The 11,628-nt window shown below is 68.5% G+C and carries 12 protein-coding genes; 5 read left to right on the forward strand and 7 right to left on the reverse strand.

Annotation, left to right across the window (positions count from 1 at the left end; translation table 11 throughout):
- Positions 1-12 precede the first annotated feature (12 nt).
- The 4 genes from OHA68_RS11525 to OHA68_RS11540 form a co-directional block, all read right to left on the reverse strand.
- On the reverse strand, positions 13-291 hold the full coding sequence (locus tag OHA68_RS11525) for a hypothetical protein (RefSeq protein ID WP_189137878.1): 279 nt from the start codon (positions 289-291) through the stop codon (positions 13-15).
- Positions 284-838, reverse strand: a complete 555-nt coding sequence (locus OHA68_RS11530; RefSeq protein WP_327107628.1) for an RNA polymerase sigma factor — start codon at positions 836-838, stop codon at positions 284-286. Before OHA68_RS11530 ends, OHA68_RS11525 begins: the two co-directional genes overlap by 8 nt.
- Before the next feature lie 281 nt (positions 839-1,119).
- Positions 1,120-1,728 carry an RloB family protein gene (locus tag OHA68_RS11535; RefSeq protein ID WP_327107629.1) on the reverse strand — a complete coding sequence of 203 codons (609 nt, stop codon included), beginning with the start codon at positions 1,726-1,728 and terminating at the stop codon, positions 1,120-1,122.
- Between the two features lie 5 nt (positions 1,729-1,733).
- Complete coding sequence (locus tag OHA68_RS11540; protein WP_327107630.1) at positions 1,734-3,026, reverse strand: AAA family ATPase; 1,293 nt, start codon at positions 3,024-3,026, stop codon at positions 1,734-1,736.
- 274 nt (positions 3,027-3,300) lie between these two features.
- Between OHA68_RS11540 and OHA68_RS11545 the strand changes: the two genes are divergently transcribed.
- Positions 3,301-3,786, forward strand: coding sequence for a hypothetical protein (locus OHA68_RS11545; RefSeq protein ID WP_327107631.1), 486 nt, complete (start codon positions 3,301-3,303; stop codon positions 3,784-3,786).
- 487 nt (positions 3,787-4,273) lie between these two features.
- A complete protein-coding gene (locus OHA68_RS11550; RefSeq protein ID WP_327107632.1) occupies positions 4,274-4,711 on the forward strand; it encodes a hypothetical protein in 438 nt (145 codons plus the stop codon).
- 45 nt (positions 4,712-4,756) lie between these two features.
- On the opposite strand, the gene OHA68_RS11555 is transcribed toward OHA68_RS11550, so the two are convergent.
- Both OHA68_RS11555 and OHA68_RS11560 read right to left on the reverse strand, forming a co-directional pair.
- Positions 4,757-5,488, reverse strand: a complete 732-nt coding sequence (locus tag OHA68_RS11555) for a phytanoyl-CoA dioxygenase family protein (protein WP_327107633.1) — start codon at positions 5,486-5,488, stop codon at positions 4,757-4,759.
- Complete coding sequence (locus tag OHA68_RS11560) at positions 5,485-6,099, reverse strand: TetR/AcrR family transcriptional regulator (protein ID WP_327107634.1); 615 nt, start codon at positions 6,097-6,099, stop codon at positions 5,485-5,487. Before OHA68_RS11560 ends, OHA68_RS11555 begins: the two co-directional genes overlap by 4 nt.
- A 129-nt stretch (positions 6,100-6,228) precedes the next feature.
- On the opposite strand from OHA68_RS11560, the gene OHA68_RS11565 reads away from it, so the two are divergent.
- The gene (locus OHA68_RS11565; protein ID WP_327107635.1) at positions 6,229-6,828 is read left to right on the forward strand and encodes an AAA family ATPase; all 600 of its coding nucleotides are present in this window, start codon (positions 6,229-6,231) and stop codon (positions 6,826-6,828) included.
- Between the two features lie 4 nt (positions 6,829-6,832).
- Positions 6,833-7,900 (forward strand): zinc-dependent alcohol dehydrogenase, encoded by a 1,068-nt coding sequence (locus OHA68_RS11570; RefSeq protein ID WP_327107636.1) that lies wholly within the window; start codon positions 6,833-6,835, stop codon positions 7,898-7,900.
- 52 nt (positions 7,901-7,952) lie between these two features.
- Here OHA68_RS11570 and OHA68_RS11575 read toward each other — a convergent pair whose 3' ends face one another.
- Entirely contained in the window at positions 7,953-9,914 is a 1,962-nt protein-coding gene (locus tag OHA68_RS11575; RefSeq protein ID WP_327107637.1) for a family 10 glycosylhydrolase, read from the reverse strand.
- 177 nt (positions 9,915-10,091) lie between these two features.
- On the opposite strand from OHA68_RS11575, the gene OHA68_RS11580 reads away from it, so the two are divergent.
- Positions 10,092-11,597: a golvesin C-terminal-like domain-containing protein gene (locus tag OHA68_RS11580; RefSeq protein ID WP_327107638.1), complete on the forward strand. Its 1,506-nt coding sequence runs from the start codon at positions 10,092-10,094 to the stop codon at positions 11,595-11,597.
- The last annotated feature ends 31 nt before the right edge of the window (positions 11,598-11,628 follow it).

Genomic DNA, 11,628 nt, shown 5'->3' on the forward strand with positions numbered 1-11,628 from the left:
CCAGGTGACCTTTCAGGCGCTGCTTCGGGGGCGTTCGGCGACTTTCAGCTCGCAAACGCCGTCCGAGCACGAACGCTGTAGTCGTCCTCTTGAGATCGTCTGCGCCAGCCCGATCGCCCAGCAGGTCGGGCACCCGCGGAAAGCGAACACGCCGACGGCGGCGAGCAGCAAGCTGACCGGCCCGACCACCGGCATGAGCGCCACCGAGCAGATCAGCGCCCCCAAGCCGACCACACCGCGCACCAGATGCCGCGGCAGCGACGAGCTCGCGAAGCTCTGGCCATCAGTCATCGAGATCCCCAAGAGCCGGGCCGGACAACGTGCGCTGCACCGCCGCGCGGGCGCGGTGCAACCGTGACTTCATCGCCGAGGTGCTGAGCCCCAGCAGGTCGGCGACCATCCGCCCGCTGAGCCCTTGCACATCCCGCATGATCAGAATCTGCCGCTGGTCGGTGGGTAGCGCCGCGATCGCCGCCGCCACCCGCGCGGCCTCCAGCCGCTCGAACACCTCGTCCTCGGCCGACGGCGCTGCGGCGGCCTCGGTGCGCGGCGGCTGAGACCGCATCATGAGCCGTGCCCGCCGGAGGCATTCATTGCGAATGATCCGGAACATCCACGAAACGAGCGCGCTGGAGGCGCGCAAGGTGCCGATCTTGCGATACAGGACGATGAGCGCCTCCTGGGCGGCGTCCTCAGCGTCCTCGGGCGTGGCGCACAACGACCGCGCGAGCCGCTGCACGTGCGGGTGAGCGCCCGACACCAGCGCCGTGAGCGACTCGATGTCACCACTGCGCGCGGCGGCGACCAGCCGCTCGTCCGACCATGTCGTCTCAGCCACGTCCACGCCTCCTCCGGCGGAGCACGACGAAACTACACGTACAGATGAGCACGGCAGCGACAGCGATACCTACTACCACGACAACCTCCATGTCCGTTGTCGCCGGCGGGGTCTGCCGGGACGTGTATGAGAGGCACCGAAGCCGCGAAAGGATTCGCCTCGCCAACGAGAAAGCCGGTCGGGTAAGGTCCTCGCTGATCGCTCGGGCCTCCTCCCCGAGCGGACCTCGCTCCGCTCGGACGCCTTCCTGGCCGCTTCCGCCATCCGTGGACGGTGCCGTCCTACGATTCGATCGCGGCGATCAGATCGCACATGGTGGACGAGGGATTGTCATTGGGGCACGCACTCTGGTTCCGCTGGTGGCGCTTGGCCAGTACGGCCGCGCGCTGCGATGCCGCGTGCCGACGCATCATGTAAAGGTCGGCGTCGATTCGTTTTCCGGAACGACCGTCCAGTTGGCGACTCTTACGTTCGGCGTCTTTCGTATTCATGAAAGCCGTCTGATTCTCGAAATGCAGGATCAGCCACAGCTCGAAGCAGGGGTTCGAGACGGCAAGGCGGATTCCGCTCTCTTCCGCCAGGAGTATCGCCCGCTCAAGGTTCGGATGCTTGTGGGGCCACTCGACGTCGAACACACACCAGCACTCGTCCACCTCGTCGTCGTAGCTTCGCTCGACCGCCCTCTTCACCAGGGTCATGGGAACTCCTGGTTCGGGATCGATCTCGATGTTGATCGACGTGTTCGCGCGGATCTCCGGGAGCCGTCTCAGTCCGTTGATGTAATCCGGCTCGGACGCCTCACCTTCACAGAAAACCACGATGGTTTTACGCTCCGGACGCTGGGCGGTCTTTCGCCTGAGGTCCTTTCCTTTGGTTCTGCGCAGCGCCATCTCGCTCAGCCGATCAGCCCGAGCGCGCGCAGAATCGCGGTGCGGTCGACCTCAGGTAGCGCGCCGAACCGGCCATGCAGGTAGGCCTTCTCCAAGTTCTGAGACTTCCTTACCCGTTCTCCGGCGAACTCGGCCAGCGCGCCCAGCCTGGTCGTTCCGTCCTGTCCCTTCTCGGTCAGCCAGACCTCATCCCGGTTGAGGTGGTTGAGCAGGCTCGTGTCGTGGGACGTGAAGACGAGCTGTGCGCCCTTCGGGTTCGTCTGCGGGTCGTGGAAGAGCCGGATCACCTGCATGGACAGAGTCGGATGCAGACTGGCGTCCAGCTCGTCGAAAAGGAGGAGAGACCCCGACTTGAGCGCGGCCAGCACCGGGCCGATCAGTTGGAACCAGGTGCGCGTGCCTTCCGACTCCGCCGCGAGATCGAACGGCACTCTTTCATGAGCCGCCCGGTGGACAAGTCGTATCCTGCGTTGCGTACGGGTGCGCGCCGGCTCGATCCCGGCTTCCGGGTAAGGGATCTCGTACTCGTCTATCACCACGTCGTCGATGCCGAGATCGGCCATGCGCAGCAGGGCAAGCGCCTGAGTTCGGTCCGTGGGAGAGGGAGTGTCCATTTCCTCGATTCCCGGCAACGACAACTGACCGTTGTCGGGGTTGTCCTCGAACCAACGCATGGTGGAACGCGACCTGCCATATGCCGGTTGGCGTCGATTGCGGGATCTCAATCCGAGAGTCTGCGTCGCGAGCAGCTCACGGGCGAAACCTGAGACAAGTGGCTCACCGAATCGCCGGGCGATGGACAGCGCGAGCGTGCGGGCCGTGAGCAACTCTCGGGTGCCGGACAGGTTGCCGAGGCCGCGCTGCAGTTTCAGCTCGTCACCGTCCCGCTCGAAGATCCGTCGCCGCTTCTTCTCCGGATAATGGAAGAGGGCCTCGTAGCGGACCGCCTGCCGATCGAGCTCGACGAGATACTCGAAGCGCACCCCTGATATCACCGACTCGACGGTGAACTCCGAAGGCCGGCTCTCGCCACCGGCGAAAGCGAACGGCTCGGTCGGGATCTCGTCGTCCCAGAAGCGCAGAGAATCCTGGACCGCGGTCTGCAGCCAGGCCAGCGCGGCCACGACGTTCGACTTGCCGGACGCGTTGGGCCCGAAGACGGCCGCGACGGGCAGGAGGCTCTCGCCCAGGTTGGCGACCGGCCGGGCCTCCTTCCGATCGCGGTCGACAGCGACCATCGACAACTCGACCGGGGTGAGGATCGAGCGAAAGTTGGCCACCTCAAAACGGATCAGCACAACGCCCCTCCTGCATCCAGACGGCCATCATAGCCTCCATTTCGTCGATTCTTGGCGAAGACAGGCTTCTGGTCGCGCATTGGAAGCAGCAATCAGCCGCATCGGTGCACGGATGGCGGAGGCGGTCAGGGAGGCGTCCGAGCGGAGCGAGGTCCGCTCGGGGAGGCGGCCCGAGCGGTCAGCGAGGACCTTTGGGGGGCGGGCGTAGATGGTCCGGCGGCCTGTGGTGTGGAGGTCTTCCTGGGGGCCGGTCGGTGCTGGGAGCATGTCGGCCATGTCGGTCGCTTCGCAGGATGACTCCGCACAGCAGGCACCACGTAAGCGAACGCGTCGGCGGTGGATCTTCTACGCACTTGTCGCGCTGACGCCGTTCGCTCTGCTCTATGCGCTCCTCATGGCGCCCGTCTGGATCCACGACTATCAGCTGACAGGTCTTGCGGATCGCATTCTGCGGCATCCGACGCCACCGGGCGGCACCGGCGTCAGTTCTTACGAGCCGCAGCAGATGGTCAGCGGCGACTCGGGCGACTGCTGGGTCAGCGTGCGCTTCGACCTGGTCACGGACAGGCCCGCGGAAGAGGTGCTGAAGCACTATGAAGCGGCCGAGTTCGCGAAAGGCGATGAACGCTACACCGACTTCTCGGTCAATGCATGGGTGCACTACGGATCAGATCAAGCAGAGTACGGCTACCAAACGATCATCATCGAAGTCGACGCCACCTACCAAGGCGACAGCGGCTGGGACTTCCGCTGCTTCTGAGACGGCGGCCACGTCTCGCCTGGTGACGAGTCACACCTTCTTGACGACGCTCGAGTCCGGGACCAGCTTCTCCAGGTCGTCCACGTCCGAGCTGAAGATGGTGACCTGCCTCTTCTGCTGTATCGAGAAATCACCCCCGACTTCTCCAAATATGAACCATCCTCGGGAAATATCGAGGCGGACATCAGCATGGTGACATCTGGAAGAGTCAAGGCCCCTGCCAGCCCTTGACACGGTGTAGTCCGGCGGTCACAAGTCGTTGTTATCGATTGGAATCCCTAATTACCAGAATGACTTCTGGTCAAGGGAAGTTGAGCAGTGATAGCTTTCCCTTTGTCGCAAATATGGGGACGGGGGAAAGGGAATCCCGTGGGCATCGTCCTGCTCCGGGGCGCCTTCCGACCTCCTGTGGACCACATCGTTTCACCTGGAAGCGATATGGGTCGGCGAAGACACGCGCAGAGAGGGCATCGGGGTGAGAAAGGCGATGAGAGTCGCTCTGGCGGGAGCGATGACAGTAGTGGCCATGGGGATGGCCGCGACTCCCGCATCGGCGAACGACTACCGCGACTACAAAATCGTACTGAGCCAACAATTGAGTGCCATCGTCAATATCTGCCTGAAGGCGGAGAGCTATGACGAGGGGAATCGAGATTATCGAGAGAGCTGCACCGGAAAGGTACCTTCTCCAAGCAAGCACGAGCTTACGGTGCAGATCACCGACCGCCACCGGGTCTGGCTCAATGTGAACGTCCTCGCCGGGGAAAGCGCCGATCAGATAACCCTGCACAACGGGTACAGCAATACGCTGCAGCGGCACGTTTTCGAGGTGCATTGGTGTGCGCCGGTGGGCACCCTGTACATATGGCAACTTGAGTGCATCTCAGACTCGATCGGAAGAAAAGAAATCTTCCACTGGCAGTGATCCGGTGTAGCCGTTGCGGGCAGGTATAGGCACGCTGACCAGCGGTCAGGAGAGGAGGCGTTGGGGGTGCATGCCGTCCACCAGGCCCGTGTCCGGTGGGTGGATGCTGTAGCCGAGCATGCGGCGGACCCGCCGGCTCAGTTGGCGGGCGACGTCGCGGCCCGGTGACAGGGTGAAGGCCTCGCGGGTGCGTAGCCACGGCTCGCAGTAGTGGGCCTTGACGGTCAGGCTCGGGTTCGCGCCGCGCGGGGTCGCCGGGCGGGCGTGCCAGAGGGTGCCGAGCAGGACCGTACAGGAGCCTACGGGTGGGGTCAGGGTGTGGCCGGGGCCGGTGGGGAGGCGGCTGTCGGGCCAGCGGTGGCTGCCCGGCCACACGGTGAGGGCGCTGCCGGCGTCGATCGTCCACAGGGCCGCCACCGACAGGGCCGGGCGGGGGCGAGACAGGGGATACTGCTCGTCGTCGGGGCGCGGGTGCCGGGCGGCGGCGCCTGGGCGTACCTCGACCACTTCGAGTTGTGAGAGCAGGAAGTTGGGCAGCAGCAGGCGGTCCAGCAGGGCGAGCACGTCCGGTCGGTCGATGAGCTCGTCGACGGCGCGGGTGTTGTGCAGGACGCCGAAGACCTGGCGGGTGTGCCGGGACTGGAAGGGGTCGCGCCCGGCGGGGCCGAGCAGCGGGGTGAGCTCCGCCCGGATGCGCCGGCAGCGTGCCTCCGGCAGGAGCGTGGGAAGCACCACGTAGCCGTCGCTGTGCAGGAGCGACATGGGACTCCGCGTCATGGCAGGTGCTCCTCGCGCAGCGCGGCGTCGTCGGCTCCCAGCGCGGCGATGGTGAACTTCCAGATCTCGGCGACGACCGTGTCGCGGTCCGGTCTGGGGGTCTTGTCCAGAACGATGGTGAAGATGGCCCGCATGCCGCCGACCACTCCCGCCGCCAGGAGCTCGGGGTCGCGGTCGGCGGCCACGGCGCCTTCGGCCTGGCCCGCGGTGATGTGGGTGACGCCGGTGGCGATGATCTGCCGGACGCAGCGGGCCTCCATGGCGGCGACCTCGGCGTCGCCGACCATGCGGCCGAGCACCACGGGCGCCAGCGGGTCGGCGTAGACGCGGTCGACCCAGGTGACGACCTGGGTACGCCAGCGGTCCAGCCAGGTGCGGCCGTCGAAGCTCGCCAGGACGGTGTCGGCCACCAGCCGGTCGTAGAAGTCGGCGAGCAGGGCGCTCATCAGGCCGCTGCGGGTGCCGAAGTAGCGGTACGGCAGCCCGACGCTCAGCCCCGCGCGCCGGGCGACGGCCGCCACCTCGACGTCGCCGGTCTCGATGAGTTCCTCGGCGGCGGCTTCCAGCAGGCGCCTGTGGGTAGCGGCCGCACGGCGGGACAGCGATTCCATGGCATCCATATTGGTTGAGCTCAACTCAACTTGCAAACACTGTCTTTTCGTCGGCAAGCAATATGATCATGTATACGGGCCCGCCTATACTGACGCGTCGTCTACGGGTCGTGGGGAAGTGAGTAGGCCGTGACCGTCTCGTTGCCCGCCGCCTGCAACGCCGCGGAGTCGTTGCGCTATCCGGCGGGGTCGCTGGTCATCCTCACCGGGCTGCCCGGTGCGGGCAAGACCACTTTATTGAGACGCCTGTACGCCCTGGACGGCACCGAGGCCGTGCCGGTCACGGTGGGTGAGGCGACGGTGATCGACTCGATGCAGTCCCGCCTGCGCTGGGCCGGGCGGCTCGGCTGGGCCCCCAAACCGGTGCGTACCGGCGTGGTGTTCGCCACGCACCTGTGGCGCATCCGGGCAGCGGTGCGCAGCGGCCGGTCGGTGGTCGCGCACAACCGGGGCTGCGGTCCGGCCGTGCTGCGCGTCTTCGCCTGGATGGCCCGGCGCTCCGGAGCGGCTTTCCACCTGCTCCTGCTGGACGTGGCTCCCGAGGCCGCGCTCGCCGGGCAGCACGCCAGGGGCAGGGTGGTGCCCGAGCGCACGTTCGCCCGCCACCGCCGCCGCTGCCGGCGGCTGCTGGCTCGGGCCAGGGCCGGCGACCCCACCCCCGCCGCCGGCGCCCACGTCCTGGACCGCGCGAGCGCGAACGTCCTGACCAGCATCCGGTTCGTACGATGAGCACGTGCGCCATGAGCACGCACGCCTCCGCCGGCATCCGGTTCGTACGGTGAGCATGCGCGCGTTCGTCATCACCGGGCCAGGTCAGGGTGGCGTGGGGGGTGTCCCGTCGCCCGAGGCGCGGCCCGGTCAGGTCGTGGTGGACGTCGAGCGGGCCGGCGTGTGCGGCACCGACGCCGAGTTCTTCTCCGGCGCCATGAGCTACCTGCACACCGGCCAGGCCCGCTACCCCATCCGGATCGGCCACGAGTGGTGCGGTGTGGTCTCGGCCGTGGGTGCGGGCGTCGACCCCGTCTGGCTCGGGCAGCGCGTCACCGGCGACACCATGCTCGGCTGCGGCCACTGCGACCGCTGCGCCGGCGGGCGCCACCACCTGTGCGCCGACCGGTACGAGATCGGCATCCGCAACGGCTGGCCGGGGGCCCTGGCCGAGCGGCTGCCCGTCCCGGTCACGGCTCTGCACAAGCTGCCCGGCACCCTCGATCCCGCGCTCGGCGCGCTGGTCGAGCCGGGTGGCAACGCGCTGCGGGCGGTCCGCGCCGCCCGCCTGTCACCGGGACGGCGGCTGCTCGTGCTCGGCCCCGGTACGATCGGCCTGCTCGCCGCCATGCTGGCCGCCGCCCAGGGCGTCGAGGTGCACCTGATGGGCCGCGACGATCCCTCGCTGGCCTTCGCCCGCACCCTGGCGCTCGGCCCCACCTGGACCCGCGAGACCCTGCCCGGCCTGCGCTTCGACGCGATCATCGACGCCTCGGGCGCGACCTCGCTGCCGGCGCTGGCCGCCGAGCTCGTGGAGCCCGGCGGCACCGTGGTCTACATCGGCATCGCCGCCGCACCCAGCCTGCTGGACACCCGCACGCTCGTGCTCAAGGACGTCACCGCCACCGGTGTCCTCAGCGCCTCGGGCGGCCTGGCCGACACCATCGACCTGTACGCCTCGGGCACGGTCGATCCGCGCCCGCTGATCGCCGCCACCGTGACGCTGGAGGAGGTCGCGCGAGTGCTCGCCGGCGACCGCCCCGCCGCATGGGGACCCGCACCGAAGGTCCACGTCGATCCCCAAGCCGGGTGACACGGCTCAGCGCAGGACGATACGGACCGGTCTCCGGCTCGGAGCCGGGTGATCAGAGCCGGGTGATGCGGATCGCGTCGGCGATCACGTACCCGCTGGTGGAGGTCCAGCGGCTCACGCCGACCACGTTGTAGGTGCCGGCGGCGAGGGTGAAGTCGCCGAGCGAGCGCCACTGGCCGCCGCCTGTGCGCTGGTCCACGGTGATGGTCCGGTTGCCGCCGTCGGCGGCCACGATGTACGGCGCGGCGCTGTTGTAGCCGGCGTCGGCCGGATGCCAGACCTCCACCCGGTAGCCGCCCGCGCTGGGGATGCCGGCCCGGAACCACGCGGGGTCGCTCGCTGACACCGGCTCGGCGAAGCGGTAGTCGGCGCCGTGCAGTTGGCCGGAGAAGGCCGAGGTGCCCCAGCCCGAGCTCGCGGTGAAACCGGGGTCGGCGTTGTCGATGACGACGCTGAACCCGCCGCTCGACCCCGCGGGGACGGCTTTGCCGGCGCTCGGGGGGCTCTCCTGGTGGGTGCGGTTGAGCGCGGTCACGTAGTAGGTGTAGGCGGTGCCGGCCGTCGCCGAAGCGTCGGTGAAGGTGGTCTTCCTCGTGGTGGTGAGCAGGTTGCGGGCGTCGGCGAAGGTGCACGGGTCGGCGGCGGCCGGGGTGCCGGTCACCCGGTGGACGGCGTAGGAGGTGGCGCCACTTCCCTGCCAGGCGAGGGCGACGCCGCCGGAGCCGCGGGTGGCCGAGGTGATCGCGGGGGCGGCGGGCGCGGCGGACGTGCCGCGGGCGGGCAGCAGCGCGGGCTTGGTGTAGTGGGCGTTCGCCAGGGTGGAGAAGGAGTTGATCCGGTCGGCCTTGACGTCCCTGGCGCTGAAGAAGATGTCGCCGGCCACTTCGGGGTGCCGCCTGTTGACGTACAGGTGGTCGCTGAGCTCGGCGCGGTCCTGCCAGGCGGGGTCCTGGCCGCTCGCGCCCGCGCGGTAGGCGGCCTGGCCGATGAGGAGCTGGACGCCGGTGTCCCTGGCCACGCCCGCCCACCAGGCGGTGAGCACCTCGTAGTCGGCCGGGCCGTACCCGATGTACCAGTAGAGCTGCGGTGCGATGTAGTCCACCCAGCCCTGCTTCACCCAGAGGCGGGTGTCGGCGTAGATGGCGTCGTAGGACTGCAGGCCGGAGGTGCGCGAGCCGAGCGGGTCGGTGCCGGCGTTGCGCCAGATGCCGAACGGGCTGACGCCGAAGGAGACCCAGGGCTTGGCGGTGTGGATGCGCTGGTCGAGCTCGCGTACGAGGAGGTTGACGTTCTCGCGGCGCCAGTCGTGCACGTTGGCGAAGCCGGCGCCGTGCGCGGCGTAGGCGGCGGCGTCGGGGATGGTCTGGCCGGCGGCGGGATAGGGGTAGAAGTAGTCGTCGAGGTGCACGCCGTCGAGGTCGTAGCGGGTGACGGCCTCCATGATCACGTCTTGGATGAAGTCGCGGACGACGGGCAGGCCGGGGTTGTAGTAGAGCTTGCCGTCGTAGGCGAAGCGCCAGCTCGGGTTGCGGCGAGCGGGGTGGCTCGCCTGCAGCCTGCTGGGGTCGTCGTGGTTGGCGATCCGGTACGGGTTGAACCAGGCGTGCAGTTCCAGGTTGCGCGCGTGCGCCTCGCTGACCATGAAGGCGAGCGGGTCGTAGCCGGGGTCGCCGCCCTGGGTGCCGGTCAGCCACTGCGACCACGGCTCGAGCGACGACGGCCAGAACGTGTCGGCGGTCGGCCTGACCTGCACGAACACGGCGTTCATCCGCCGCTGCACGGCCAGGTCCAGCCAGGCGCGGAGCTCCGCCTGCTGCGCGGAGGCGCTCAGGCCGGTCCGGCTCGGCCAGTCGATGTTGGCGACGCTGGAGATCCACATGCCCCGCAGCTGCCGCTTGGGCGTGGCGGGGTCGACGGTGCACCCTCCGGCCGTCGCGGGAGCGGCGGCAGGAGTGACGACGAGAGCGAACACGGCGGTGAGGGCCACGAGGACGATCCGCAGAAGCGTGGTCACGAAGAGAAGTTTCAGCGCACTTGCCACAAAGCGCAATAGTCTTCACTCGGTTCATATGAGGCGGATGGCCATCGCGCGGGCGGAAATTTTCCTTTCATGCCCTTGTAATGTCAATTATCGACATCGGTCATGGAATGCCCTTACTGTGCGACCGACACCCCTCGGTGAGGAGCACCCATGACATCCCCTCGCATGCGATTAGTCGCCCTCGTCATCGCCTCCCTCATGGTCCTCGCCGGCCAGCCCGCCCTGGCCGGCTCGCAGAACCCGCTGTCGGACTCCTTCGACCGCGCCGCCGCCGCCCACGACGTCCCCCGTGACCTGCTCGTCGCCCTCGGCTACGCCGAGACCCACCTCGACGGCCACGGCGGCGAGCCCAGCGCCAGCGGCGGGTACGGCCTGATGCACCTGGTCAGCAACCCGACCAGCAAGTCCCTGGAGAAGGCCGCCGAGCTCACCGAGCTGCCGGTCGCCAAGCTGCGCGCCGACGACGCCGCCAACATCCTCGGCGCGGCCGCCGTGCTCCGCTCGCACGCCGACGCGCTCGGCCTCGACGAGACGGCCAGGAAGGACCCCGGCCGCTGGTACCAGGCCGTCGCCAAGTACGGCAACGCCACCACCCCCGAGCTGGCCCGCCTGTACGCCGACGCCGTCTACGAGAGCCTCGGCCTCGGCCTCGAAGCCCGCGGCGTGACCGTCAAGCCGCAGGAGGTCACCGCCGACCGAGGTGACCTCGCCAACGCCCGTGACCTCAACGCGCGGGCCGCCGTGGCCAGCACCGACTACCCGCCCGCCGCCTGGGTCGCCGCCAACTCCGGCAACTACCGGGTCTCCAGCCGCGAGACCAGCTACAACATCGACCGGATCGTCATCCACGTCACCCAGGGCTCCTACGCGGGCACCATCTCCTGGTTCCAGAACCCCAGCGCCGCCGTCTCCGCCCACTACGTGATCAAGTCCTCCAACGGCGCGGTCACCCAGATGGTGCGGGACAAGGACGTCGCCTGGCACGCCGGGAACTCCTCCTACAACAACCGGTCCATCGGCATCGAGCACGAGGGCTTCGTCAACGACGCCTCGTGGTTCACCGAGGCGATGTACCGCTCCTCCGCCGCGCTGGCCCGCTACATGTGCGACAAGTACGGCATCCCCAAGACCCGCACCGGCATCATCGGCCACAACCAGGTCCCCGGCGCGACCCACACCGACCCGGGCTCGCACTGGAACTGGACCACGTACATGAACTACGTGACCGGTGACGACGGCGGCACCCCCTCCTGGACCACCACTGTGGACAACGCCGCAGCCGGGTTCACCGCCAGCGCCAACTGGGGCACCTCGGCCTACTCCAGCGACCGGCACGGCGCCGACTACCGCTTCGCCGACCCGGTCGCCGCCAGCGACCCGGCCTGGTTCCAGGCGGCCATCCCCAGCGCCGGCAACTACCGGGTGGAGGTCTGGTATCCGAGCGACGCCGGCTACAACAGCTCCGCGCCGTACATCGTCGCCGCCGCCGGCGGCAACCAGACGGTGTACGTGGACCAGCGCTCGGGCGGCGGAGCCTGGCGCACCATCGGCACCTTCGCCCTCAACGCCGGCACCCAGAACGTGGTCGGCGTGAGCCGCTGGACCTCCGGCACCGGCTACGTCATCGCGGACGCCGTACGCATCTCGCGCCTTTGATCCCCTGCCCCTAAGACCCGTCCGGCTCGTC

It is taken from the genome of Nonomuraea glycinis (assembly GCF_035920485.1).
Lineage (GTDB): Bacteria > Actinomycetota > Actinomycetes > Streptosporangiales > Streptosporangiaceae > Nonomuraea > Nonomuraea glycinis.